Below are 25,121 nucleotides of genomic sequence, written 5' to 3'. Positions count from 1 at the left end.
GGACTCGGCCCCGGCTCAGCGGCCGGCCGTCCGTTGCTGGCTGAGACTCATGCCCCGCTGTTCACCGTTGCGTCGTGGTGCCCGGAAGGCGGGCGGGGTTTACTGTCCGGCCGGGGTCTTCGGGCCGGTCCGGGGTCTCCGGGCGGTGTCCGGGGGCGGGGAGTGCGACGTTAGAGCCGCCTCCGGCCCGTCAGATGGCTACAGCGTCGCAGTTGTTGGGATCAAGCTCCCACACCCCCACCGATCTGTCCCATATGGGATGGTTTAGAAGGTGGTTGGGGGTCTCTCCGGGCGGCACATGTGTCCTGAGGTGCGTTAGACGCCCTTCTGGACGCGAAGACCGCCTCCGGGAGCCCACTTACCGCCACACACGTCCCAGCAGCCTCTGCTCCCACTCCACGGTGACCGGCGGGGCATGTGTCGCAACCAGCAGCGGACCGTTGGCCGCTGAGCCGGTGTCGGACCGCCCCTCTCCTCTGCCGCGCAGCCCCGCAGGGCCCACCCGCCCGCCGGACCCTGAACCGACCGGCAGTCCAGCAGACCCCCCGGGCAACCCCTCACCCCCCGGCCGCCCCTCCCACACCCGCACTTGCGACTCCGGGACAGGTGTCAAGGGTGAGCGAAGCGTAATCGGCGCAGCCGACGCGACGCAGGAGCGCCCTTTACACCTGTCCTGGAGGCGCGACACTCACAGCAGGAGGGGCGGCCCCTTTCCCCCACAACCCGCGCCACCCACACACCCCACTCAACACCGCTCTGACCCGCACCCTCGCACTCCCGCTCCCACCCCCACTCCTTGAAGGGGAATTCCGTACCTACGTAAGGTCGGAGCGGGGGAAGGCGGCGACGATGTCCGTGCGCAAGGTGATGATGGTGGCTCTCCGGGTGACCTGGGTGGTTTACGCCGGGCTGATCGTGGGCCGGCTGGCCGGGTTGCCCCTCGCCTGGTGGGTGGTTCTCGCGCCCCTGGCCGTTCTGCTCGCCCTGGGCCTCGGTCAGAGCGGTGTGAGCCGCCGGAGTCGGGCTCTGCGGGCGAATCCGGTTCCGGCCGTCGAGGTGGCCGTGCCGGTTGCCGGGCGGTGGTCGGTGCTCAACAGCCCGGCGGACAAGGTGCCCAGCCACGGTACGCACGGTTACGGCCAGACGTACGCCATCGACATCATCGCCGAGCCGGCCCCCGGCGCCCGTCCGGCCTTCGCCCGGTTCTGGCCGGTCGCCCGGCGCAGTGAGGACTTTCCCGCCTTCGGGGAGCCGCTGTACGCGGTGGCCGACGCGACCGTCGTTCGCGCGGCCGACCACCGGCGTGACCATCTCAGCCGTAACTCCCTTCCCGCCGTTGCCTATCTGCTGCTCCTGGAGAGCGCCGTGCGCGAGATGGGAGGGGCCGGTCTCATCGTCGGCAACCATGTCGTCCTCGATCTCGGTGACGGTACGTACGCGATGTACGCCCATCTCCAGCGCGGCTCTCTCCAGGTGCGGGCGGGGGACCGGGTGCGGGAGGGGCAGCTTCTGGCCCGCTGCGGGAACTCCGGCAACTCCTCCGAACCCCATCTCCACTTCCAGCTGATGGACGATCCCGACCTGGACGTTGCGGCCGGGATCCCCTTCAGCTGGCGTGGCATCGGCGTTCCGGCGAACGGCGAGGTCTTCCGGGCCGGAGGCCCGCCGCTCAGCCAACCTTGAGCTGGGTGAGCAGGTCCAGCGTGTCGCTGTTGACCCAGTACTCCACGAACTTGCCGTTCTTCATGCGCAGTGTGTCGGTGCCGGTGAAGGTCACCACGGTCCCGGGCTCCGCCTTCGCGCCCGGGAAGCCGCCCGCGTAGGTGCCGGTCACCGTCCACCGTACGGACGCGTACGCGCCGTCGATCAGCGGGCGCACCTCCATGCTGAACCGCATGTCGGGGAAGGCCGCGCGGGTCTGGGCTATCCAGCCCACCACGCCTTCGGGTCCCCGGATGGCACCGCTGTCGCTGCCGTCCATCATCGCGGCGTGGATCCGGAAGTCGGGGGAGACGATGCGCTGGGCCTGGGTGTAGTCGCCGTTCCAGAGCCGGAGCCACGAGTCGAGCATCGCCTTCGGCTTCAGCTGCTTCGCGCCGCCTCGGTGTTCCTGCGCGCCGGCCATCTGCTGGGCCGTGGCCACGTGCGTGGTCTTCGACGAGCTGCTCGCGGCGTTGCTCGCGGCGTTGGCCGTGACGGTGGCCGTGGCCGTCAGCGCCAGGACGGCGAGCGCGGCGGGGATCAGCAGCCGTGCCCGGCGGCGGCGGGTGGTGGCCGTGGCGGTGGCGGCAGTGGCGGCGGCGATGGCGGTCTTGTTGTCGGTCATGGTGGATCCTCGCGTTTCGTGGGAGTGGGGAGAGAGAAAGGGCAGAGGGGAAGGGCAGGAGGAGGGGTGCTCTTTACGGGTTGAGCACGATCTTTCCGGCGGCCGTGCCGGACTCGGCCAGCTTCATGGCCTCGACCACGCGGCTGAGCGGCAGTTGGGCGGCGATCCTGGCGGTGATCTCACCGCGCTGGACGGCGCCGAAGACCTCGGTCAGGTCGGCGCGCAGCCGGGCCCGGAAGCCGTTCTTGGCCAGGCCGCGGCCGGCCCAGAAGTTGTAGAAGTAGGCCCGCCGGCCGTTGGGCAGCGTGTTCCACAGCCACACCTGGCCGAGGATCTTCATCACGGGCAGCTGCTTCGAACCCTCGTCGTCCCTGGTGGACGCGCTGCCGTACGAGACGAGCGTGCCGCCGGGGGCGAGGAGGCGCCAGGAGTCGGCGGTGCTCTTGCCGCCGACGTGGTCGAAGACGGCGTCCACCCCGTCGGGGGCGAGTTCGCGGACGCGGGCCGGGATGTCGTCGTTGCGGTAGTCGATGGGGGTGACGCCCTGGGCGCGGAGGGCGTCGTGGTGGCGTGCGGACGCCGTGCCGATCACCTTGACGCCCGCGAGGTGGGCGAGCTGGACCAGGACCGAGCCGACGCCGCCGTTGGCTCCGTGCACCAGGATCGTCTGTCCGGCGCGGATCCGGGCCTTGCGGTGCAGCATCTGCCAGGCGGTGATGCCGTTGACCACCATGGTCTCCGCCTCCGCCGCGCCGATCCCGTCGGGCACCGGCACCGCGTCCGCCGCGTCGACGACCACGTGGCTGGCCCAGCCGCCGACCTTGACCACCGCGGCCACCCGGGTGCCGGCCAGTCCGGGCTCGACGCCCGTGCCGACCGCCGCCACCTGGCCGACCAGGTCGTAACCGGGCACGAAGGGGAACGCCGGCTGGTCGTAGTACCGGCCGCGGCGCATCTGCTGCTCGGCGAAGGAGACGCCGGTCGCCTCCATCCGGATCACGACCTGCCCGGGGCCCGGGGTGGGGACGGATCCGTGCCGGAGCTGAAGCCCTTCCGGCTCGACCTTGCCCGGCAGGACGACCTCGACGAGTCCCTCGGCGTTCATGACGACCTCCGCTTGATTCCGCTTGGTTCCGCTTCGTTACGTGCCCTCGTGTTCGTTATAAGTTCTAACGTACGGGCAGGGTGAGTGTCAATACGTTTCGCTAGAGCCTCTAACTGGACATCGAAAAAGCCGGTGCCCACGTCGATATCGACGTAGGCACCGGCTCCGGCTCAGGCGCTGTCAGGCGGTCGGTTGGTCGGCAGGCGGCACGTGCAGGTGGCAGGGCGGCAGCGGGTCAGATGACCGGCGGCCTGCCCAGCCTCGTCATCCTCCACACCGTCCGCCACCGCATCGGCCGCCGCGGCCCGCACGGCTTCCGTACGCCCTCGAAGAACCCGCCGAACCACGCCTTGAGCCCGCTCGCCGAGCGCGTACGGGCCAGGGTGAGCAGGATCCACGTACCGAGGTACGCGGGAACGAGCGGCGCCGGGAGGTGGCGGCGGGCCAGCCAGACCCGGTTGCGGGCGGTCATGCGGTAGTACTCGGCGTGCCGGGCGGGTGAGGTCCTCGGGTGCTGGAGGACCAGCTCCGGCGTGTAGAGGATCCGCCAGTCGGCGTCCAGCGCGCGCCACGCGAGGTCGGTCTCCTCGTGTGTGAAGAAGAACGCGTCGGGCCAGCCGCCGGTGCCCGCCAGCATCCGCATGGACAGCGCGTGCCCGCCGCCGAGGAAGGTGGTCACCTCGCCGCCCCGCATGGGGTCGCCGACGCGGAGCCGGGGTACGTGCCGGCGCTGGGTCAGCCCGGTCTCGTCCGCGATCCGGAAGCTGACGATGCCGAGCCGGGGGTCGGCCTCGTACAGGTCGGCGATACGGGTGATCACGTCGGCCTCGATGAGCAGCCCGTCGTCGTCGAGGTCGACGAGCACGTCCACGTCGCCGGTCTCCCGGAGCTTCTCCATGGCGACGTTGCGCCCGCCGGAGACGCCCAGGTTCTCCGGGAGGTCCACGCCGATGACGCCCTCGGGCAGTTCGGGCAGCGGCGCGCCGTTGCCGACCACCACGACACGCGTCGCGGCCTCCTGCTGCTTGGCCACGGAATCCAGCAGGGCCCGCAGCTCCACGGGCCGGTTCCCCATGGTCAGCACGGCCACACCCACACGCGGTCGGGACACGTCCAGATCACTCCAGCAATCAGTAGGGCGCTGTCGGCAGAGCGGAGAGCGGTGCCTCAGCGGGAAATCGATGCTATCCGGCGGTTGTCGCCCTCCTGTCATCGGAAGATGTCCGGGGTGACGTCCGTGGTTCATCTGGGCCCGGGTGTCGCTGCCCGTACGTCACGGTCTCTGCCCGTACCTCACGATCTTTGCCAAGCCCGCACGATTCCGTGATCGGTCCGCGACCGAGAGCTATGTCCGGCTCCGTGTTCCCTGTGACACACTGCGGCACATGCTGGTGCTCGGGGGCAGGTGTGAGTGAACCGCGGCCTGCCGCGACGATTGGCCAACTGGTCCTGAGCAGGCAGCTCCAGGCGCTGCGCGAGCGCGCCGGGTTCAGCCGCGGCCAGGCCGCGAAGCTGCTCCGGGTGGCGCCCGCGACCGTACGGAGGATGGAGACCGCCGAGGTCGGCCTGAAGATCCCGTACGTGGGGGTGCTGCTCCGGGCGTACGGTCTGCCCGAGGACGAGGCGGCCGTCTTCCTGCGGCTCGCCGACGAGGCGAACAAGCCGGGCTGGTGGCAGCGGTTCCACGATGTGCTGCCGGAGTGGTTCGGCGGCCACGTCAGCCTGGAGGAGGCGGCCAGGACCATCCGGGGGTACGAGCCGCACTTCGTGCCGGGGCTGCTCCAGACCGAGGACTACGCGCGCGCGATTCTCACGTACGGCGAGATCGGCGCGCACGACCCGCAGCGGATCGAGCGCCTGGTCGCGCTGCGGATGGCGCGTCAGTCGCTGCTGACGGGGGCGGACGCGCCTCACTTCTGGGCGGTCCTTGACGAAACGGTTCTGCGCCGCCGCGTCGGTACGCCGGCCGTCATGCGGGCCCAACTGGACCGGCTGCTGACCGCGGCCGACCTGCCCCATGTGACGCTCCAGATAGCCGAGTTCGCCGCCGGCCACCACCCCGGCACCTACGGCCCCTTCGTCCTCTTCCGCTTCGCCGTGCCCGAACTCCCCGACATGGTCTACGTGGAGCACCTGACCGGCGCGCTCTACCTCGACCGGCCGGCGGAGGTTGCGGCACACGCCGAGGCCATGGACCGCATGGTGGCCCACGCGGAGTCGGCGCGCCGTACGAAGGAGATCCTGGCGGACTTCCGCGACGCCCTGTGAGCGGAGGCGGGCGGGGGCGCGCCCTGCGGGCGGAGGCGGGCGGGCGTTCCGCAAAGAAGTCGTTGCAAACAGAGCGTTGCAAAGGGTTCTTTGGATAGCTACTCTTGTGTGCATGAACGCGCCCCAGCCCCAGCACCAGGAACAAGACCAGGAGCCGGGCCCGGACCAGGACCCACGGGTCCACAGTCTCGACGCCCGCTCCCTGCGCGGGCTCGCGCACCCGCTGCGTATGCAGCTGCTGGACGCCCTGCGCTTCGGCGGTCCGGCCACCGCGTCCCGACTCGCCGAAAAGCTGGGCGAGTCGAGCGGTGCCACCAGCTACCACCTGCGGCAGCTCGCCGCCCATGGCTTCATCGAGGACGCCCCCGAGCAGGGCAAGGGCCGTGAGCGGTGGTGGAAGGCGGTCCACCGGGGCATGCGCTTCGACGACGCCCTGCTCACGGACGCCAACCCGGAAGTGCGCGGAGCCGCCGACCTGTACCTCCATCAGATCGCGACCACCCAGACCCGGGACCTGTCGACCTGGCTGGGCAACCGCCAGTCGCGGCCGGAGTGGAACAGCGCCTGGGACATGAGCAGCGAGACGCTACGGCTGACTCCCGAGCTCACCCAGGAACTCGTCGGGAAAATGCACGCGCTCGTCGAGACGTACCGCGATCGGGCGCTGGACGAGGACAGTGCCGACGCCGCGCAGGTGCGCCTTCATACCCGAGCGTTCCCCCTCGTTACGGAGTGAGAGGCCCCGTCCATGCATGCCGAGAGTTACTTGGCCCTGCACCATGTCCACGCCGCCGGACTCCAGGCCGAAGCGAGCGCGCGTCACCTCGCCGCCGCCGCCGCTGTCACCGCCACCGCCACCACCGCGGCCCAGCGGCCCCGCGGCCTCCGCGCCCGGCTGGGCTGGAGGCTCGTGGAGGTCGGCCTGCGGCTGGCCACAACAGCCAGGGTCGAGGCCGGGGCCGCCTGAGACCGACCGGGCAGCGCGGGCAGCGCGAAGGCCGCGCCCGGGTGGGTGCGGCCTTCGCTATGACAGAGAAAGAGTGTGTGGTGAAGGTGAGTTGTGTGCCTCAGTACCTCAGCGGTGGTGAGGCGACGTCAGCAGGTGCTGTCGAAGAAGCTCCTTTCCGTAGTCGTTGCCGTTGGGCGTGCGGACCACGCAGTGGAGGTGCTGCTGCGTGGGCGCGCCGCCGTTCTCTTCGCCGTAGAGGGACCCGAACGCGAACGGGGACTGGCAGTCCACCTCGATCCAGATGACCGGGCTCTGGACGCGGCAGTAGAACGCCGACTTGGCGGCGGTGCCGCCCATCCACGCGAAGTGGGTGTCCTGGATGTGCTTGCGGATCTCGGACATCTGGACCTTGGCCACGTCGTTCTTGGCCTTGCCCACGAAGAGCTCGATGAGCGCCAGCAGTTTGGTCCGCTGCGCCGACGTCAGCTTGCTCGCCTGGATGCCCGTGTACGCCTGTACGGCGTTGTCCGAGAACGCGCCCGCGATGAGTTCCTCGTTGTCCTTGGTCGACTTGAGGATGGCGGCGGAGCGCTGGGTGGTGTCGAGGGCGTTGATGGCGGCGAGCGCCGCCTTGATCTCGTCCTGCATGACGTCGACGGTCTTGTTGTCGATCTCCATGGACGTCGGCTCGCAGCCCCAGAAGCACGGGCTCATCACGACCTGGTCGCCGAGGACGAAGTAGTTGATGACCAGGTGGTGGCCGTCGAACTGGAAGCCCCAGGGCTCGGTGGCGGACGGAGTGCCCATCACCGTCCAGTAGTAGGCCTCCGCGTACTGGGTCTGGTTGATCGCCTCGCACGCCGCCTTGTTGATCCGGCGGGTGAGCTGGGTGGTCTCCAGGCCCTGCGCGCTGAGCGCGGCCGTCAGCAGGGCCTCGCCGAGCGCGTTCTTCTCGTCGGAGAGGTCCTCGATCGACACGCCCTGGCGGGTGTACCCGTCGATGTTGCTCCACAGCCGCCACTCGGTGGAGTGCAGGGAGAACTGGACGTCGGACCGCTCGGTGTCGCTGAGTCCGGCCAGGAACGCCGTGGCGGCGGCGATCACCGGGGCGGTCTTCACGCCCTGGGAGTGGACGGTGTAGAGGTCGTCGATCCGCTTGCCGTCGGTGGTGACGCCGAAGAACTCCTCGGTGATCTCCTCGCTGCCGGGGCCGCCGGCGCCGCCGCCAGGACCGCCCGGGCCGCCGCTGGGGGCGCCGCTCGGGTCGGTGGTGGCCGTGGCCGACGGGTCGGGGTCGGCCGTGGTGGTGTCGTCGTCGGCGAGCGCGGTCCACGCGCCGGCGCCGCCCATGGTCGCGACGGCCGTGGCGCCACCGGCGAGGAACACCTTCCGCATGAAGCCGCGGCGGCTCGCGTGGGCGCGGCGTCCGGTCTCGGCGGGTGTGTGCGCGGCGGCGGTCGCGGTGGACTCGGCGGTGTCCCCAGCGTCCCCGGTGTCGAGTTCGGTCATCGTGGCCGGCTCCCTCTCGTCATGGGCACGTCCATCGTGGACGGCCGTGCGAGACGACTGTGCGGCAGGAACCTGAGTCCCACCTGAAGCCGATGGGGGGAGAGGGGGGAGAGGGGGATCAAGGGGCGCGCGGGAGCGCGGGGGTCAGCTCGGTTCGGACAGTGCCCGCAGCCGGTGTTCCTTCGGCGAGAGCCCGTACGCGGCCCGGAAGGCGTGCGTCAGGACGGAGGCGTCGACGATGCCCCAGCGGGCGGCGATCGCGTGGATCGGGGTGGTACGCAGCGCGGGGTTCTCCAGGTCGCGGTGGATGCCCTCCAGTCGCTGGCGGCGGATCCGGGCCGCCACCGTCTCGCCCGGCGACCGCTGCTCGAAGATCCGGTGCAGATAGCTGAGCGAGATGTGGTGCGCGGCGGCGATCATGGGCGGCTTCAGCTCGGGATCGTGCAGGTTCTGCCGGATGAACGCCCGGATGCATTCCGCCAGGGCCTGCTGGCGGGTCTCCGGCGGCAGGGCGGCCTCGGCCTCCAGCGCGTGGGCCAGCCAGGCCGACACCAGGTCGAGTACGACCGTACCCAGGCGGGGCGCGTCGGACGGCTGGAGGGCGTCGGCCTGCCGTTCCAGACCGATCAGGAAGTCGGCGAGCACGGCGCCCATGCCCTCCCGTCCCGACAGCCTCCGCCCCAGCAGTTCCCGTATCCGGTGCGGTGGCAGGGGCAGCAGCGCCTGTGGGAAGTCGACGCCCACCCCCCTGACCGCACCGCACTCCTCGTGGTCCGCCGACCGGACGTCGTACGGATGCGAGCTGTCGGTCATATGCAGGTCACCGGGGCCGATCGTGCCGGTCCGCCCGGCGCTGTCGATGGCCAGTCCGCCGTCGAGCAGCAGTGTCAGGTGGTACAGCCCGGGGTCCGACTGGCGCACCATTCTCGGGCTGCGCCGGTAGCGGGTCGGCGGGAACGAGGCCGGCCACACGGTCGTCGCCCCCAGCTCCATCACCCGTATCTCCGCCCGGAAGTCGGAGTGGTGGGCACTGATGGTGTCGCTCGTGCGCGTTCGGCCGAGCAGTTCCCGCCAGTAGTCGAACCTGTCCTCCGCCGGCATGTCCTCGGTCCGGAACACGGTCCCGATCATCGCGCCCACTCTCTGTTGGCACCCCCCTCAGCGAGATTAAAGCTCAGGCGGGGCGTCGTTCAGAGGCTCGGGGTGGCCATGAGCGGCAGTGGTTGTCAACGCGCTTTCGGCGCAGGGAAGTTCGATGGTGAACTCCGTACGGCCCGGTTCGCTCTCCGCGCTGATCCGGCCACCGTGCGCTGTCGTGATGGCCGAGGCGATGGCGAGACCGAGGCCGGCGCCGCCCGCGCTGCCGGAGGTACGGGAGCGGGAGGCGTCGGCGCGGGTGAAGCGTTCGAAGACGGTGGGGAGCAACTGCGGCGGGATGCCGGGGCCGTTGTCCCGTACGCGGATGACGCAGCGGTCCGGCGTGGACTCCGGCGTGGACTCCGGTGTGGACTCCGGCGTGGATTCCGGTGCGGTCGCCACCGCGGTCTCCACGGAGGCGACGACTGTCGTCCCTGCGGGCGTGTGCGCGCGGGCGTTGGCCAGCAGATTGGCCACCACCTGGTGCAGGCGCGCCTCGTCGCCGGTGACGAGGGCCGGGCCGTCGAGGAGCAGTACGAGCTGCCAGTCGTGCCCGTCGCCCGCCGCCCGCGCGTCCCACACCGCCTCGGCGACCAGGGCGGCGAGATCCACCTCGGCGGACTCCAGCGGCCGTCCGTCGTCCAGCCGGGCGAGCAGCAGCAGGTCCTCGACGAGCCCGGTCATGCGGGCGGACTCGGCGGAGACGCGGCGCCAGGCGAGGTCGGGTTCGATCTTGCGGGTGCCGCGGTTCATGAGTTCCGCGTAGCCGGCGATCGACGCGAGCGGGGTACGGAGTTCATGGCTGGCGTCGGCGAGGAACCGGCGCATCCGCTCCTCGCTGCGCTGGCGCCGGGCGAGCGAGGACTCGACGTGGCCGATCATCCGGTTGAGCGCGGCGCCGACCTGGCCGGCCTCGCTGCCGGGGTCGGTGTCGCGCTCGGGGACCCGGATGAGGCCGGTGACCTCGCCGCTGCCGAGCGGCGAGCGGGACACCGCGACGGCGGTGGCGGCGACCCGGCCCAGCGGGCGCAGTTGGCGGCGGACGACGACGGCGCTGACGCAGCAGGCGAGGGTGAGCCCGGCGGCGGCGACCGCAGCCTCGACCACGACCAGACCGTTGAGCATGGCCTGTACGTCGTCCATGGGGAGCCCGGTGAGGACGTAGAGCCCGTCGCCGCCGAGGACGGCGATCCGGTACGTGCCGAGGCCCGGGACGTACCGGGTGTGCAGGGAGCCGTCGGCGGCGATGCCGGCGAGGGCGGCCCGCTGGGCGGCGGTGACGGGCGACGGCCTGCCGTCGTGGCCGATGACCTCGGCGGCGGTGACGGTCCCGTCGGTGGCGTCGAGCCGGGCGGCGAGCGTACCGGCTGCCTGTCCCTGCTCGTTGAGGAACGCCAGGTCGGTGGCGGTACGCGGCCCCACCTTGACGCCGCCGAGACCGCGCGCGGCGGCGTTGGTGACGCGCTCGTCCAGATTCCCGAGCAGATAGGCGCGCTGTACGCAGACGGTGGTGAGCGCCATCGCCGCGCACACGGCGACGAGGGTGGCGCCGATGGAGAGCACCAGCCGGACGCGCAGCGAGCGTCCGCGTGGCGAGCGTCCGCGTGGCGAGTGTTTACGCGGCCGGGTCCGGGTCTGCGTGAGGGCGAGAGCGCGGGTTCGGGTGAGGGCGCGGGTCAGGGGCCGGGGCAGGGCGCGGGGCCGGGTCCGGGGCCCTGGCCGGGGGCGGGGTCCCGGACGGCTCGGGGGCCGGGTCGGACCGCCGCCGGGGGCCCTCATCTCCCGTCCTCCGCCGCGTGGATCGCGTACCCCACCCCGCGCACGGTGTGGATCATCGGCGCCCGGCCCTTGTCGATCTTCCGGCGGAGGCTGGAGATGTAGACCTCGACGAGATTGCCGCCGCCGTCGAACGAGCTGCTCCACACCCGGTCGAGGATCTGCGCCTTGCTCAGCACCTGGCGCGGATGGCTCAGCAAGAGGCTGAGCAGGTCGAACTCCTTCGCGGTGAGCCCGACGCGGGCGCCGTCGCGGTGCACCTCGCGGGTCCGCTCGGTCAGTACGAGTCCGCCGAGCACCCGCACCGGATCGTCCGCCCGTACCTCCTCGGCGCCGGTCCGCCGCAGCAGCCCGCGCAGCCGCAGCACCACCTCCTCCAGGGAGAACGGCTTGGTCACGTAGTCGTCCGCGCCCGCCGAGAGCCCGTCGATGCGGTGCTCCAGCGCGTCGCGGGCGGTGAGCATGAGGACGGGCAGCTTCGGGTTCTCGGACCGCAGCCGCCGCAGCACCTGGAGTCCGTCCAGATCGGGCAGCATTCCGTCGAGGACGACGACATGCGGTGCGCAGCCGCGCGCGGTCCGCAGCGCGCTCTCGCCGTCACCGGCCGGGTACGGGCGCCAGCCCGCCTCGGTGACGGCCACGGACAGCAGCTCGGTGAGTCCGGGCTCGTCGTCGACGATCAGCACGCGCACCCGGTCGCGGGTACGGGGGCGCGTCGCCGTCCCGACGGAGCTGTGCGTGTCGCGATCCGTATACCGGTCCATGGACCGATCGTGGCCCGGCCGGCTGGGTGAATCCTGTGTTCCACCTGAGTCCTGGCCGTGGGTCGGGCCGACGATCGCGGGGAAGCACCCGTGGTGAAACGGGGAGAGGGCCCGATCGGTGACACCAGTGTCACCGAGCGGGCCCTCCGCCGTACACGTGCAGGTCAGTCCGTGACCTCGACCCGGCCGTTGTTCACGGCCGCGCCGCTCGTCGTCTCGGCCGCAGGCGCGGACGCCGCCGACGGGACGACCGCCGTGCCCTTGCCCGCGGTGATGCCCTTCAGCAGCTCCGCCAGGTCGACGCCGGTGGTCGAGCTGAGCAGCTCGACGCCCTGCGCGACGTTGTCGGCGACCGTACGGGACAGCTGGGACGCGCCGTCCGTGGAGATGACCGTCATCTTGTCGATGGCGCTCAGCGGCTCCGAGGCCTTCGCGACGACCGAAGGGAGCACCTCGACCAGCATCTGGAGGACGGCCGCGTCGCCGTAACGGGCGAAGGCGTCCGCCTTCTTGTGCATGGCCTCCGCCTCGGCCGCGCCCTTGGCGCCGATCGCGGCGGCCTCCGCCTCACCCTCGATCTGCACGGCGGCGGCGAGCGCGGCGCGGTGCGCCTTCTCGCCCTCACCGGTCAGACGCGAGCGCTCGGCGTCCGCCTCGGCCTCCTTGACCAGGGCGACACGGCGCGCCTCGGCCTCCTGCTCGGCCTGGTAGCGCGCGGCGTCGGCGGGCTTACGGACCTTCGTGTCCAGCTCGCGGTCGGTCAGCGCGGCCTGGCGCTCGGCGACCTTCTCCCGCTCGATGAGGACGTCCTGCTCACGCGCGGCCTGCGCCAGCGGTCCCGCGGCGGCGGCGCGGGCCGACGCCTCGTCCGTCTCGGCCTTGATCTCGGCCTGCTTGAGCTGGAAGGTCCGCTGCGCGATCGCGATCTCTTCCTCGGCCTTGAGGCGCGCCTGCTCGGCGGCCCGCCGCGAGACGGCCTCCGCGATGTCGGCCTCCTGCTTGGCCCGGGCGGCCTCGGGGCGGCCGAGGTCCTCCAGGTAAGAACCCTCGGTGGTGATGTCCTGGATCTGGAACGCGTCGAGCACCAGGCCCTGCCCGGAGAGGCTCGCCTCGGCCTCCTCGGCGACCTGCCCGGCGAACGCGGCACGGTCACGGATGATGTCCTCGACCGACATCCGGCCGACGATGGAACGCAGCGCGCCCGAGAGCACTTCCTGCGTGAAGCCGACGATGCCGCCCTGCTGCTGGAGGAAGCGCTGGGCCGCCGCGCGGATGGAGTCGTCCGTGCCGCCGACCTTGACGATGGCGACGCCTTCGAGGTTGGCCTTCACCCCGCGCAGCGTCACCGCGCCGCGCACGGCGATCGGGATGTGCCGGCTGGACAGGTCCAGCGTGAACTTCTGCTGGACGAACGGGACGACGAAGACGCCGCCGCCCACGACGACCTTCTGGCCGCTGTTGTCGACGGAGACCTGACCGGTGGTCGGGTCGGTCGACTTCTTGCCGCGTCGCCCGGTGACGATGAACGCCTCGCTGGGCCCCGCGACCTTGTAGCGCGTGATGACGACAAGAGCCAGCAGGACGACGAGTACGACGACCCCCAGCACTGCGATGACAACTGGACTCATGGGGCTCTCTCCCTTGCCTCCCGGGGGGATGGCAGTTGGAACGGTTCGCGCGGGATCCCCCGCGCAACGTGCAGGTCGATATGTCGGAGCTACCGAGTCGGAGCTACCGAGTCGCAGCTAACGAGTAAGGAGGGGGACATACGCTCCCGGAGACACGACCGTCAGCGAGTGCGTCGGCCAGTGCGCCGGCCAGTGCGCCGGCCAGTGCGCCGGTCGGCGCATCCGTCGGCGCGTCCGTCAGCGTTCTACCTTGCGCACCTTGACGGAGCTCGCCGACAGCGTCTCCTCGACCCAGATCTCCGCGCCGTACGGCACGGCCTCCGCGCTCTTCGCCGAGAACTTCATCGGCTGGCCGCCCAGCCGCAGCAGCACCTCGCCGTACCCGGTGGCCGGAATCGCCGTGACCACGGTCCCCGCGCTGCCCACCAGGTCGGACCCGCGCGGGGTCGTCGCCGTCTGGTCGCGCATCAGGATCTTGCTGAACTTCCAGGTCAGCCACCCGGCTACGACACCTGCCGCCACCCCCGCGGCGGTGGCCGGTGCGGTGCCGAGATCCGTGGTCCCGAGGACTATCGCGCCACCGAAGCCGAGCATCGACATGAAACCGGCGATCACCGGCAGCGAAAACAAGCCGTCGAACAGGCCGTCCAGCACATTGACGCCACCGAAGAGCCCCTCGATCACCCCGTCGAAAATCAGTGACAGGACGAGCAGGACAAGCCCCGCGATGCCGATTCCCAGAAACAAGGTCATCGGATCCACCTCCCCCTACGCCGCAGCTTCCTCGGCCAGGACTCCATAGTGACATCCCGGTCTGACATTCGGCACTGCCGATTCCCGGCAGTCTTAACGCGCTCTTGATGCCGACCCGGCACGGAAGCCAAATATCCCGCGTCATCCGTTGTCAGAACGTTTTTTCCGGCCAGCCCATCAGCCTCGCCCCGATGACGGCCGTCTGCAAGGTGTAGCGGTGTGTGGGATCCGCCGGATCCGCGCCGGTCAGCTTGTGGATCCGCTCCAGGCGGTACGTCAGGGCCCGCACACTCAGCGCCAGCCGCCGCGCCGCCTCCGCCGACACGCACCCCGCGTCGAAGTAGACCGTGAGGGTTTCGAGCAGCGGCTGCGCACCGCCCCGGGCGGACTCCAGCGGGCCCAGGGTGTTGAGGACGAGCTCCGTCATGGCGTGCCGGTCCCGGGTGAGCACCGGATAGACCAGCAGGTCGGCGGCGCGCAGCACCGGTTCGTCCATGTCCAGCCGGTCGGCGAGGTCGAGCACGTTCAGCGCCTCCTCGTACGACTGGACGACCCCGCCCACGCCGGGCTGCGGGCGGCCCACCGCGACCCGGCCGCCGTCCGTCGCCGCGTACGCCCGCTTCGCGAAGTACGAGAGCACCTCGGCCTGGTCGCCCGGCGCGACGCACACCATGCGGCCGGCCTTCGTGGTGAGCAGCACGCTGCGATCACCGAACCGCCCGAGCAGCGCCTGTTCCACCGCGCGCGGCACGGCGTCCTCCTCGTCGTACGCGACGAAGCCCTCGGCCACGGCGACGGCGTGCTCGTACGAGAGGCGCAGCCCGAACCGCTCGGCGCGCTCGGCCAGCCGCCCGAGGTCGCTGCGCCCGTACAGCAGGTCGTCGATGAACTCCCGGCGCGCGGCGGTCTCCTGCCGTACGGCCAGCCGCTGCGCGCGTTCGTACCCCTCGGCGAACGCGTCGACGGCCTGTTCCACGGCGGCGAGGACGCTGTCGGGGTCGCCCGCCTCGGGCCAGTCGGCGCGGGCGGCGGCGAGGTGGGCGCCGACCAGCGCGCGGAGCTGGAGGCCGGCCTCGGCGGCCTGCTCGCCCAGGGTGCGGCGGGAGAGGATCTCCGCGCGGGTGAGCCGGCGTCCCGTGAGCGAGGCGGCCATGAGGATCGAGGCGTACCCCTCCAGATACTCGCCGGGTATGCCGTGCTCGCCGGGGGCGGCGGTCCCCGCTCCGTTACCCGAGCCGCCGTCCGTGTCCCCCGCGCCGGCGCCGCCGCTGCCGGTTCCGACTGTCACGCGTATGCCCCCGGTCGCTGGTCGCCGGCCCCTGGTCGGACCGGTCCCGCCGAACGTAACCCATGGCGGACCGGGGCCCGCCCGGCTGCCGGGGTCGGCTGTCCGGTTAGCGACGGTGCCGGCGGCCAAAGCGACCGAGAAGACCCGCGACAGCGACCGAGAAGACCCGCGACTACGCCAACTACGCCGACTTCTGCGATTCCAGTGACTCCAGTGACTCCAGAGCCGCCGCGACCACCGCGTCCGCCGTCATCCCCATCGCCGTCATCGCGTCCGACGCCGACGCCGAAAGACCGAACCCGTCGATCGTCACGGCACGTCCCGCGTCGCCGATCAGGTCGTGCCAGCCGAACACCGACGCCGCCTCGACGACCACGCGAGCGCGGACCGAAGGCGGAAGCACCGCGTCCCGGTACGCCGCGTCCTGCTCGGCGAACCAGTCCTTGCACGGTACGGAGACGACGCGCGCCCCGATCCCGCGCTCCGCGAGCACCGCCCGCCCGGCGAGCGCCAGCGCCACCTCGCTGCCGCTGGCCAGCAGAATGACATCGGCCGTCTGCCCGGCCGTCTGCCCGGCCGTCTGCCCGGCCGTCTGCTCGGCTGTCACATCAGCCTCGGCCACCATGTACGCCCCGCGCGCCACACCCTCCCGTACCGCCTCGACGGGTGTCGGCAGCACCGGCAGCCCCTGGCGCGCCAGCACCAGCCCGACCGGCCCCGGCCTGCCCGCGCCCGGCCGCGCCAGCGCGCTCAGCCAGGCGGCGGCGGTCTCGGCGGCGTCGGCGGGACGGACCACGGACAGGCCCGGCATCGCGCGCAGCGACGCGAGGTGTTCGATCGGCTGGTGGGTCGGACCGTCGGCGCCGAGCGCCACCGAGTCGTGCGACCAGACGTGCACGACGGGCAGCCGCATCAGGGCCGCGAGGCGGAGCGACGGGCGCTCGTAGTCGCTGAAGACGAGGAACGTACCGGCGAAGGGGGTGTCGTAGCCGACGATGGCGATGCCGTTGAGCGCGGCGGCCATGGCGTGCTCGCGTACGCCCCAGTGGATGTTGCGCCCGTCGAGACCGTGCTCGCTCGCGGGGAGGAAGGAGCCGCCGGCCTTGATCGTCGTACGGTTGGAGTCGCCCAGGTCGGCGCTGCCGCCCCACAGGCGCGGCAGCCGCGCGGCGAGTGCCTGGATGACCTGGCCGGACGCGTCGCGGGGAGCGATCGAGGCGCCCTCCTCGAAGACGGGCAGCGCGGCTTCGGCGCCGGCCACCTCCGCCGCGTCGAGCGGCCGGATCGCGCGCTCGCGCGCGGCGGCCCGCTCCGGGTGCGCCGCCGTCCACTCGGCCAGCGCCTTGTCCCAGGCGCGGTGCAGCTCGGCACCGCGCCCCAGCGCGGCCCTGGTGTGCTCCAGGACGTCGGCCGGTACGGTGAACGGCTCGGCCGCCACCCCCAACAGCGCCTTCGTGGCGGCGACTTCGGCCGCACCCAGCGGCGCGCCGTGCGAGGCGGGCGTGTTGACGGCGCTCGGCGCGGGCCAGGCGATCTGCGACTTCAGCACGATCAGGCTGGGCCGGCCCTCGGTGGCGCGCGCGGTGGACAGCGCGGCGTCGAGCGCGTCGGTGTCGATGTCGCCGTCCGCGCCGAGGCCGACGGTCTGGACGTACCAGCCCTGCGCGGCGAAGCGGGCGGCCGTGTCCTCACGGGTGGTCAGATCGGTGGGGCCCTCGATCTGGATGCTGTTGTCGTCCCAGACGACGACGAGGTTGTCGAGGCGGTGCCGCCCGGCGAGCGCGCCGGCCTCGTACGAGATGCCTTCCTGGAGGTCGCCGTCGGAGCAGACGACCCAGACGGTACGGCCGGGAATCCCGGTGCTGTTGCTGTTGCTGTTGCCGTTACCGCTGTCGCTGCCGCCCGTGAACCGGCCCTCGTCCCGCTTGAGCGCCATGGCCATGCCCACGGCGGTGGCCACGCCCTGCCCGAGCGGCCCGGTCGTCATCTCGACGCCGGTGGTGTGCCCGAGTTCGGGGTGACCGGGCGTCAGGGAGCCGAGCTGCCTGAAGCGTCGCAGGTCGTCGAGGCCGAGCCCGTACCCCGTGAAGTAGAGCTGGGTGTACTGGAGGATGCTCGCGTGCCCGCAGGAGAGCACGAACCGGTCGCGCCCCTCCCACGCTGCGTCCGCCGGATCGTGCCGTATGTGCCGCTGGAAGAGCAGATGCGCGACGGGCGCGAGCGCCAGCGCGGTGCCGGGGTGGCCGGAGCCGGCCGTCTCGACGGCGTCCATGGCGAGGGCGCGGGCGGTGGCGATGGCGCGGCGGTCGAGCGCACCGAGCGCCGGGGTGCTCGTACCGAGCGCGGGGGTGCTCGTACCGGGCGCGGGGGTGCTCGTACCGGGCGCGGGGACGGTCGTACCGGGGGCGGGGCGGGTCACGGCGGCTCCTAAGAGATCATGTCGTCATGATGACTCAGGACAACGTAACTCACCGCTGATTCCGCGTGCGGGGGTGCTTGGGGGCTGATCTCACAGGGGTTCCGGGCCCTTTCGGGCGTCCGGAGTGTTACGAGCAAATTGCCTATTGACGTCTTCTGGGGTTGTGGTCATTATGACGTCTTGACGACACAAGGACTCGACGAGGAGACCCCGGATGGCCGAGCACAAGTACGCCCAGGTGCGCGACCATCTGCTGCGCCGGGTCAGTGATATCCCCGTGGGTGGCCGGCTCCCTCCGGAGGCGGCGCTCTGCGAGGAGTACGCGGTGAGCCGCATCACACTGCGCCGCGCGGTGGAGGAGCTGGTCAACGACGGCCACCTCATCCGCGAGCACGGCCGGGGTACGTTCGTCACCCGCCCCCGTTACGCGCTGAAGCACCGGGAGCGGTTCGTCAGCGAGGTCACCGGCTTCTTCACCCAGATGAGCCGGCAGGGGCACACCGTCACCTCCGAGGTGCTCGCCCAGAAGCGGGTACGGGCCGGCGCGCGGCTCGGCGCCGCGCTCGACATCAGCCCGGCCGCGTACGTCATCCGGCTGGAGCGGCTGCGCCGGGTGAACGGGGCGGTGCACCACCTCGCCGAGTCGTATGTGGAGGCGGAGCGGTTCGAGTCCGTCCTGACCGCGGACTTCTCCTCCACCTCCCTCTACGCGTATCTGCGCGCGCACCACGATGTGCTCCTCGCGCGGAACGAGATCGTCGTCGGGCTGCACGCGTGCGACCGGCGCGAGGCGGAGCTGCTGGGGGTGGAGGGGGGCTCGCCCCTGCTGCTGGCGACGTCGCGGGTGTTCGACCTCAACCGGAAACCGGTGATCCACGGGACGTCGAAGTTTCTGCCGGAGACGGCGGAGCTGTCGTTCGACATCATCGCGGACGCGGAGTAACCGTCCAGCGGGTTCAGCGGACCTCTTCAACGTAAACGTACGGAGTACAGAGACATGCTCAGCGAACTGCTGACCGAGGAGAAGATACGTTTCTCCAGCGAGGACCTGACCTGGCGGCAGGCCGTGACCCAGGTCGCGGAACCCCTCCTCGCGGCCGGTGACATCACCGCCGGCTACGTCGACGCGATGATCGAGTCGATCGCCGCGGGCGGCACGTACATCCACCTCGGTTACGGGATCGCGCTGGCCCACGCGCGGCCCGAGTCCGGTGCCGTACGGACGTCCCTCTCGATGCTGCGGCTCACCGCGGGCCCCGCCCCGCTGCTGGACCTGCCGGAGCACTCCGTCGACCTCTACTTCTGCTTCGCGGCGGTCGACGCCACGGCGCACACCGAGGCGATGTCGTCGCTCGCCCGCATTCTTTCGGACACGGAGACCCGCGAGGCCCTGCGCGCCGCGGGCTCGGCGGCCGAAGTCACCACGTTGATCAAGCGATTCGAGGAGGACCGATGAGGTTCCTGGCCATGTGCAGCACCGGGCTCGGCAGCAGCTTTATGGTGCGGATGAACATCGAGGACATCGTCCGTGAGCTTCAGCTCCCGGATGTCACGGTGGAGCACTGCGACATCAGCTCGGCAGGCCCGGACAGCGCCGACGTCTTCTTCGTCGCGAAGGACCTGGAGGAGGCGGCGGCCGGGCTCGGCGATGTCGTCGTACTGAACAGCATCATCGACAAGGACGAGCTGCGCGAAGCGGTGAAGGCCGCGGCCGTGCGGCACGGAGCGCTCTGAACGCGCGCCCGGCGCGAGAAGCGCTCCCCGGCCCTCCCGATCCCCCCTTATTACGTACGTCCCCGTCCCCACCGCACCACCACTTTCAAGGAACGTCCTGACCCGCCCCAGCGTCCGACCCTCTCGCCAGCACCCGCTGTACGAGGCCGACGGAGACGGGGGGCGGGAGCGCGGATCCCCCTGCCCGCCGACGTCCTGCCCCCAGTCGTGCCCGTAGACACACGCCCACGCCCGCGTCCCGCCGGGCGCAGTCGTGCCCGCAGAGAGGCGTATCCCCGTGAACAGCGTTCTGAATACCTTCGTGGACATCTTCCGCGAGCCATCCGTGATCATCGGACTGATCGCGCTGCTGGGGCTCGTGCTCCAGCGCAAGTCCCTGTCGGACACCCTCAAGGGCACGATCAAGGCGTTCGTCGGCTTCCTGGTGCTGGCCGCCGGCGCGGGGGTCGTGTCCGACGCGCTGACGCCGTTCGGCGACATGTTCCAGCACGCCTTCGGGGTGCAGGGCGTCGTACCGAACAACGAGGCGATCGTCGGCAAGGTGCTGACGGACTACGGCTCGCAGGCCGCGCTGATCTTCTTCTTCGGCATGGTCGTCAATGTGCTGCTGGCGCGGTTCACCCGCTTCAAGTTCATCTACATGTCCGGCCATGTCGCGCTCTACCTCTCCGCGATGATCGCCGTCATCCTCATCGCCAACGGCTTCAGCACCTGGCAGGCGATCCTCTGGGGCGCCCTGGCGCAGGGCCTGGTCACCACGCTCTCCCCGGCCCTCGTACAGCCCTGGATGCGCAAGGTCACCAAGCAGGACAACGTGGCGCTCGGTCACACCGGCAACTTCGGCATCGCGACCAGTGGTCTGGTCGGCAAGCTGGTCGGTGACACGAAGAAGTCCACCGAGGACCTCAAGATCCCCAAGAACCTCGGCTTCCTCCGTGACACCACGGTCGTCATCGCGGTGTCGATGGGCATCATCTACCTGCTGGTGACGCTGGTGGCGGGCCCGGGTTACGTCGAGTCCAAGCTGAGCGGCGGCCAGTGGTACCTGCTGTGGGCGGTCATGCAGGCCGGCAAGTTCTCCGCCGGTGTGTTCATCATCCTGGCCGGTGTGCGTGTCGTCCTGGCCGAGATCATCCCCGCCTTCAAGGGCATCTCCGAGAAGCTGGTCCCGAACGCCAAGCCCGCCCTCGACGTCCCGATCGTCTTCACCTTCGCCCCGAACGCGGTCCTGATCGGCTTCCTCGCCAGCTTCGTCGGCGGCCTGATCGGGATGGGCATCCTGGTCGCGGTCGGCGGCACGATCATCATCCCGGGCATCGTCGCCCACTTCATGACGGGCGCCGCCTCCGGTGTCATCGGCAACGCGACGGGCGGCCGGCGCGGCGCGGTCCTGGGCGCCATGACCAACGGCCTGATGATCACCTTCCTCCCGCTCCTCGTCCTCCCCTTCCTGGGCGACGTCGGCCTCGCCAACTCCACCTTCTCCGACGCCGACTTCGGGGTCTCCGGCTTCCTCCTGGGCAGCGCGGTCCGCTGGGGTCACACGGCGGTCATCGTCCTGATCCTGGCCTCGCTGGTGGCGGTGGTCGCGGGCAGCGCGATCACCACGCGCCGGGAGGCGGCGAAGGCGGCGGCGGAGCCGAAGTCGGACGAGACCGCATCGGCCGAGCAGCCGGTGGCGTGAGCTACGGCCTGAGCCGCGGGCTGGGCTACGGCCTGAGCCACGGCCTGAGCCACGGCCTGAAAGGCTGAACTGTCGTGCGCGGGGCCGGACATGAATGTGTCCGGCCCCGCTTTGGCGTGCCGGGTTGGTGTTTTGGGCCCACACATGGGCCCACGGGCCCTGTCTTCGGAGCCGGGCAGGCCCTAACGTGCCGGAACGTATGTGAGCGAACACGAGCGAACATGCAAGGCACGAGCGGTTCGAGAAGCAGTGCGGCGGCCTGGGCGAACGGACTCGACCGCCGCAGGCCCGACGCGCGAGTGCCGTGTGTGCTGATCAATTCAGTTGCAGGCGAGCCACGTTGGGTGGGGCACTTGTCCGGACTCGGTCTCCATACGCATGCCGGCGGTGCCGCGTACACCGGCAACCAGGCGCCGTACGAGGGCGATCGGCGCGCGCTGCCGACGTCGCTCAAGGCCGCGCGGGTGCTGTTGCACGTACTGTTCGCGCTCACCTGCCTGGGCGGATTCGGTGTGATCGCCGGGGCGGTCGCGGGTGGGGTGATGTCTCCGGGGCTCGCCGGTATCGCGGCGTACGCGGCTGCGCCGGGGGTGCTGTCCTGGCTGCTCACGTGGCGTATCCCGGGGCGTGGCCGACGAGTCTGGGGCGTTCTGGGCGCCCTCCAGATATGGCTGGTTGTCAGCAGCCTGCTCAATCTCGCCGCCGGTTCGTATCTGGGCCTCAGCCAGCTGCTGCTGCCGGTGATGATCCTGACGTTCCTCTCCCGGCCCGAGAGCCTTCAGTGGTTCGGGGTGCCGGTGGAGAAGGCGACCCTCCGCGAGATGTTCACCCGGCGATCCCTCTCCCGCCTGCGCGTCTGGCGACGCGAGCGGGGGCAGGCGGCCGTGGAGTACGTGGGGCTGATCGTGCTCGTCGCGCTGATCATCGCTGCCCTGGTCACCGGCGGCGTGTCGAACCGCGTCGGGGACGGGCTCAGGACGGTGGTCTGCAACATCGTCGACGCCGAGTGCGGTACGGGCGGTGGAGGAGACGGCGGTGGTGGCGGTGGTGCGGGTGGCGGCGGTACGGGCGGGGGCGACAACGGCGGGGGCGCCAATGGCGGGGGTGGCACCGATGGGGGCGGCGGCACGGATGGGGGCGGCGGCTCCAACGGCGGCAGCGACGAGGGCACGGCCTCCGGTGGCAACAACTCGGGCGGCGGCGGTGACGGTGACGACGAGGGCACGGCCTCCGGCGGCACCAACTCGGGCGGCGGCAGCTCCGGTGGAAACGACTCCGGCGGAAACGACTCCGGCGGGGCTGCTTCGGGCGGCTCGAACTCGGGCGGCTCGAACTCAGGTGGTAGTAGCGGGAGTAACGGCGGGAGTAACGGCGGTAACGACGACGGTGATGACAACGGCGGAGGTGCCGTCGTGGGCGGAACCTCCGGAGGTTCCAGCTCCGGGGGCAGCAGTAGCGGTGGGGCGTCCGGTGGCGCTTCGGGTGGCTCCAGCAACGGTGGGAGCAACGGCGGAAGCAGCAGTACCGGAGGTAACAACACCGGAGGTAACAACACGGGAGGTAACAACACCGGCGGCAACTCTGGCGGCAACTCCGGTGGCAGCAGCGGTGGAAACGACGATGACGATGACGACGACGGAGGCGCTGCCGCTGTAGGCGGCTCCACTTCCGGCGGCTCCAGCTCGGGCGGCGGCAGCAGCGGCTCCAGCTCGGGCGGTGGTTCCAGCTCTGGTGGGAGCAGCTCCGGCGGGAATAGCGGCGGGAGCGACAACGGCGGCGGTGCGGCGGCGGGCGGGGCCTCCGGAGGTTCCAGCTCCGGCGGTAGCAGCAGCGGCGGCGCGTCGGGTGGTGCGTCCGGTGGTTCGTCCGGTGGTTCGTCCGGCGGCGCATCGGGCGGTTCCAGCTCGGGTGGCAGTAGCGGTGGTGCTTCGGGCGGCTCGTCCGGCGGATCGAGCTCGGGCGGCTCGTCGGGCGGTAGCAGCGGTGGGTCCAGCTCCGGCGGTTCCAGCTCCGGCGGTTCCAGTTCCGGTGGGTCCAGCGGCGGCAGCAGCGGTGGCTCGTCCGGCGGTTCGAGCTCCGGTGGCGTGTCGGGCGGCAGCTCCGGGGGGTCCAGTTCCGGAGGTTCCAGCGGCGGCAGTAGCGGCGGTTCGTCCGGTGGCTCGTCCGGCGGTTCCGACTCGGGCGGCTCGGTGGGCGGTGCCGTAGGAGGCGTGTCGGGCGGTTCCAGCTCGGGTGGCAGCAGCGGTGGTTCATCCGGCGGTTCTTCGGGCGGTTCTTCCGGCGGCTCGTCCGGCGGATCCTCGGGCGGATCCTCGGGCGGTTCCAGCGCCAGTGGCAAGACCGACGGAGACCCCGACCCGGACGACAAGGAAGACGACGACCCCGACGACCCGGACGATGATTGCGGTCAGCCCGGCAAGATCGGAAGCCACCACATCGGTCTCCCCTCATCGGTGCCGTACTCCGACGGTCGGGTCACCCTGGCCGCCGGCCCCGGTGGAGGCGTCGGCTCCACCACGCAGCAGGTGCAGGCCGCCATGGCCGAGCTTGCCGCCGCCGCACTGTCCGCCAGTGGGACCGCGGTCCCCGGCTATGACACGTACAAGGAGGCCGAAGAGGCCGCCAGGAACGCTTTGGACTCGAAGGCCGGCGACAAAACCGACCTGGACCCGAGCGCCGGCCGCGACCTCGGCCAGAACCCGAGCACGGGCAGCAACTGCCACCAGGGCGGCACCCCCAACGACGGGACGAACAAAAAGACATACGACGCCATGCACGCTCTGGACGGCATCCCGGACTACACACCGGGCCTCCAAGCGAGCAAGGACTGGGCGAGGAAGGTCGAGGAGATCGCCAAGAGCAATCCCCTGACCAAGGACCTCACCGCGGAGGACGCCTGGGTCATCGCCAACTACACCGGCAGCTGGGCCGCCGACCTCAACAAGTACCTGCGGGGCGGAAAGGTGCCCGGATCGTTCAAGAACCCCGCCGGCAAGGTGGAGTTGATGGACAAGGCGCTGAGCCATCTTCCTCCGGTACCCAACCTCACCGTCTACCGGGGAACGTTCATGCCGGACACCATCCTCCAGCAGTTCCTGGGGGGCCAGGAAGTCACCTTCCCCGAGTACCTGAGTACGTCCACGGACCTCGGCAAGGCGGAATCCGCTCTGGGCCGGGCCAACGGCGGGGACATGAAGGGCGAGAACGTGCTGCTGGAAGTCGAAACGAGCAACGGCCGCAATATCGACCCGCTGTCCCGCTACCGGGGGAAGGAGTCGGAGGTGCTCATTCCGCGCGACGGAAAGTTCACGATGACCAGCGTGGAGACGCGTGTCATCAACGGCAAGGAAGTCAAGGTCATCAAGGTGAAGCAGACCGACTGAGCGGCGGCTACACGGGAGTTCGAGGAGCTGCCCGAGCCGGACGACTGGTCGGTGGCTCATCAGAAACATGCCCTCGCGCACCGAGGGGCCGGCGATTTGAGCGCTGCCGCGCGCTACATCGTCATTGCCCGTCGTACACGGCTCGACGCGAAAGTATTCAAAGAACCCGAAGGAAAGACTCTCCCCAACCCAACCCTGCCCCCACTCACCCTGAACTGCTGCTATTTACGCGTCAGAGCAACGCTGAGTGGTGTGGTTCCGTGGCGGGGGTTGTTGGGATGGGGGCCGCCCCTCCTGGTGTGAGTGTCGCGTCTCCGTGCCAGGTGTAAAGGGCGCTCCTGTCGTCGCGTCGGCTGCGCCGATTTCGCTTCGCTCACCCTTGACTCCTGTCCCGGAGT

At 70.8% G+C, this 25,121-nt stretch carries 20 protein-coding genes; 9 read left to right on the top strand and 11 right to left on the bottom strand.

Annotation, left to right across the window (positions count from 1 at the left end):
* Positions 1-849: 849 nt before the first annotated feature.
* Complete coding sequence (locus AB0389_RS23100) at positions 850-1,683, top strand: M23 family metallopeptidase (protein WP_366397344.1); 834 nt, start codon at positions 850-852, stop codon at positions 1,681-1,683.
* Here the strand turns inward: AB0389_RS23100 and AB0389_RS23095 are convergent.
* From AB0389_RS23095 to AB0389_RS23085, 3 genes are all read right to left on the bottom strand, one after another.
* Positions 1,670-2,326, bottom strand: a complete 657-nt coding sequence (locus AB0389_RS23095; RefSeq protein WP_366397343.1) for an ester cyclase — start codon at positions 2,324-2,326, stop codon at positions 1,670-1,672. The two genes, AB0389_RS23100 and AB0389_RS23095, sit on opposite strands and share 14 nt — an antisense overlap.
* A 73-nt stretch (positions 2,327-2,399) precedes the next feature.
* Entirely contained in the window at positions 2,400-3,431 is a 1,032-nt protein-coding gene (locus tag AB0389_RS23090; protein ID WP_366397342.1) for a medium chain dehydrogenase/reductase family protein, read from the bottom strand.
* Positions 3,432-3,666: 235 nt separating this feature from the next.
* Positions 3,667-4,542 (bottom strand): glycosyltransferase, encoded by an 876-nt coding sequence (locus AB0389_RS23085; RefSeq protein ID WP_366397341.1) that lies wholly within the window; start codon positions 4,540-4,542, stop codon positions 3,667-3,669.
* A gap of 296 nt (positions 4,543-4,838) precedes the next feature.
* On the opposite strand from AB0389_RS23085, the gene AB0389_RS23080 reads away from it, so the two are divergent.
* The 3 genes from AB0389_RS23080 (at position 4,839) to AB0389_RS23070 (ending at position 6,666) form a co-directional block, all read left to right on the top strand.
* Positions 4,839-5,699, top strand: coding sequence for a helix-turn-helix transcriptional regulator (locus AB0389_RS23080; protein WP_366397340.1), 861 nt, complete (start codon positions 4,839-4,841; stop codon positions 5,697-5,699).
* A 112-nt stretch (positions 5,700-5,811) separates the two neighbouring features.
* Positions 5,812-6,435, top strand: a complete 624-nt coding sequence (locus AB0389_RS23075; RefSeq protein ID WP_366397339.1) for a helix-turn-helix domain-containing protein — start codon at positions 5,812-5,814, stop codon at positions 6,433-6,435.
* Positions 6,436-6,447: 12 nt separating this feature from the next.
* On the top strand, positions 6,448-6,666 hold the full coding sequence (locus tag AB0389_RS23070) for a hypothetical protein (RefSeq protein WP_366397338.1): 219 nt from the start codon (positions 6,448-6,450) through the stop codon (positions 6,664-6,666).
* A gap of 108 nt (positions 6,667-6,774) precedes the next feature.
* Here the strand turns inward: AB0389_RS23070 and AB0389_RS23065 are convergent, their stop codons facing one another.
* The 8 genes from AB0389_RS23065 to AB0389_RS23030 all read right to left on the bottom strand — a co-directional run bounded on the left by AB0389_RS23065 (position 6,775) and on the right by AB0389_RS23030 (position 17,799).
* Complete coding sequence (locus tag AB0389_RS23065; protein WP_366397337.1) at positions 6,775-8,157, bottom strand: DUF3500 domain-containing protein; 1,383 nt, start codon at positions 8,155-8,157, stop codon at positions 6,775-6,777.
* Positions 8,158-8,301: 144 nt separating this feature from the next.
* On the bottom strand, positions 8,302-9,288 hold the full coding sequence (locus AB0389_RS23060) for a helix-turn-helix domain-containing protein (protein ID WP_366397336.1): 987 nt from the start codon (positions 9,286-9,288) through the stop codon (positions 8,302-8,304).
* 36 nt (positions 9,289-9,324) lie between these two features.
* Complete coding sequence (locus tag AB0389_RS23055) at positions 9,325-10,815, bottom strand: ATP-binding protein (RefSeq protein ID WP_366397379.1); 1,491 nt, start codon at positions 10,813-10,815, stop codon at positions 9,325-9,327.
* 254 nt (positions 10,816-11,069) lie between these two features.
* The gene (locus AB0389_RS23050; protein WP_366397335.1) at positions 11,070-11,834 is read right to left on the bottom strand and encodes a response regulator transcription factor; all 765 of its coding nucleotides are present in this window, start codon (positions 11,832-11,834) and stop codon (positions 11,070-11,072) included.
* Between the two features lie 164 nt (positions 11,835-11,998).
* Complete coding sequence (locus AB0389_RS23045; RefSeq protein ID WP_366397334.1) at positions 11,999-13,462, bottom strand: SPFH domain-containing protein; 1,464 nt, start codon at positions 13,460-13,462, stop codon at positions 11,999-12,001.
* Positions 13,463-13,699: 237 nt separating this feature from the next.
* Positions 13,700-14,215, bottom strand: a complete 516-nt coding sequence (locus AB0389_RS23040) for a hypothetical protein (protein WP_366397333.1) — start codon at positions 14,213-14,215, stop codon at positions 13,700-13,702.
* 151 nt (positions 14,216-14,366) lie between these two features.
* The gene (locus AB0389_RS23035) at positions 14,367-15,368 is read right to left on the bottom strand and encodes a helix-turn-helix domain-containing protein (protein ID WP_366397378.1); all 1,002 of its coding nucleotides are present in this window, start codon (positions 15,366-15,368) and stop codon (positions 14,367-14,369) included.
* A 316-nt stretch (positions 15,369-15,684) separates the two neighbouring features.
* A complete protein-coding gene (locus AB0389_RS23030) occupies positions 15,685-17,799 on the bottom strand; it encodes a transketolase (RefSeq protein ID WP_366397377.1) in 2,115 nt (704 codons plus the stop codon).
* A 337-nt stretch (positions 17,800-18,136) separates the two neighbouring features.
* Between AB0389_RS23030 and AB0389_RS23025 the strand changes: the two genes are divergently transcribed.
* The 5 genes from AB0389_RS23025 to AB0389_RS23005 all read left to right on the top strand — a co-directional run bounded on the left by AB0389_RS23025 (position 18,137) and on the right by AB0389_RS23005 (position 24,723).
* Complete coding sequence (locus AB0389_RS23025; protein WP_366397332.1) at positions 18,137-18,865, top strand: GntR family transcriptional regulator; 729 nt, start codon at positions 18,137-18,139, stop codon at positions 18,863-18,865.
* Between the two features lie 54 nt (positions 18,866-18,919).
* Positions 18,920-19,378 carry a PTS sugar transporter subunit IIA gene (locus AB0389_RS23020; RefSeq protein ID WP_366397331.1) on the top strand — a complete coding sequence of 153 codons (459 nt, stop codon included), beginning with the start codon at positions 18,920-18,922 and terminating at the stop codon, positions 19,376-19,378.
* Positions 19,375-19,656 carry a PTS sugar transporter subunit IIB gene (locus tag AB0389_RS23015; RefSeq protein ID WP_366397330.1) on the top strand — a complete coding sequence of 94 codons (282 nt, stop codon included), beginning with the start codon at positions 19,375-19,377 and terminating at the stop codon, positions 19,654-19,656. Before AB0389_RS23020 ends, AB0389_RS23015 begins: the two co-directional genes overlap by 4 nt.
* Positions 19,657-19,933: 277 nt before the next feature.
* A complete protein-coding gene (locus tag AB0389_RS23010) occupies positions 19,934-21,340 on the top strand; it encodes a PTS ascorbate transporter subunit IIC (RefSeq protein WP_366397329.1) in 1,407 nt (468 codons plus the stop codon).
* 353 nt (positions 21,341-21,693) lie between these two features.
* Complete coding sequence (locus tag AB0389_RS23005; protein WP_366397328.1) at positions 21,694-24,723, top strand: ADP-ribosyltransferase; 3,030 nt, start codon at positions 21,694-21,696, stop codon at positions 24,721-24,723.
* The last annotated feature ends 398 nt before the right edge of the window (positions 24,724-25,121 follow it).

The sequence above is a fragment of the Streptomyces sp. NPDC093109 genome, assembly GCF_040701725.1.
GTDB lineage: Bacteria > Actinomycetota > Actinomycetes > Streptomycetales > Streptomycetaceae > Streptomyces.
This window is presented reverse-complemented; position numbering and strand designations above follow the sequence as displayed.

Coding starts and splice junctions, on each gene's coding strand:
- AB0389_RS23040 (WP_366397333.1), bottom strand. CDS start 14,215: ATGACCTTGTTTCTGGGAATCGGCATCGCGGGGCTTGTCCTGCTCGTC.
- AB0389_RS23090 (WP_366397342.1), bottom strand. CDS start 3,431: ATGAACGCCGAGGGACTCGTCGAGGTCGTCCTGCCGGGCAAGGTCGAG.
- AB0389_RS23095 (WP_366397343.1), bottom strand. CDS start 2,326: ATGACCGACAACAAGACCGCCATCGCCGCCGCCACTGCCGCCACCGCC.
- AB0389_RS23060 (WP_366397336.1), bottom strand. CDS start 9,288: ATGATCGGGACCGTGTTCCGGACCGAGGACATGCCGGCGGAGGACAGG.
- AB0389_RS23020 (WP_366397331.1), top strand. CDS start 18,920: ATGCTCAGCGAACTGCTGACCGAGGAGAAGATACGTTTCTCCAGCGAG.
- AB0389_RS23055 (WP_366397379.1), bottom strand. CDS start 10,815: ATGGCGCTCACCACCGTCTGCGTACAGCGCGCCTATCTGCTCGGGAAT.
- AB0389_RS23100 (WP_366397344.1), top strand. CDS start 850: ATGTCCGTGCGCAAGGTGATGATGGTGGCTCTCCGGGTGACCTGGGTG.
- AB0389_RS23050 (WP_366397335.1), bottom strand. CDS start 11,834: ATGGACCGGTATACGGATCGCGACACGCACAGCTCCGTCGGGACGGCG.
- AB0389_RS23015 (WP_366397330.1), top strand. CDS start 19,375: ATGAGGTTCCTGGCCATGTGCAGCACCGGGCTCGGCAGCAGCTTTATG.
- AB0389_RS23025 (WP_366397332.1), top strand. CDS start 18,137: ATGGCCGAGCACAAGTACGCCCAGGTGCGCGACCATCTGCTGCGCCGG.
- AB0389_RS23065 (WP_366397337.1), bottom strand. CDS start 8,157: ATGACCGAACTCGACACCGGGGACGCTGGGGACACCGCCGAGTCCACC.
- AB0389_RS23045 (WP_366397334.1), bottom strand. CDS start 13,462: ATGAGTCCAGTTGTCATCGCAGTGCTGGGGGTCGTCGTACTCGTCGTC.
- AB0389_RS23070 (WP_366397338.1), top strand. CDS start 6,448: ATGCATGCCGAGAGTTACTTGGCCCTGCACCATGTCCACGCCGCCGGA.
- AB0389_RS23035 (WP_366397378.1), bottom strand. CDS start 15,368: ATGGCCGCCTCGCTCACGGGACGCCGGCTCACCCGCGCGGAGATCCTC.
- AB0389_RS23075 (WP_366397339.1), top strand. CDS start 5,812: ATGAACGCGCCCCAGCCCCAGCACCAGGAACAAGACCAGGAGCCGGGC.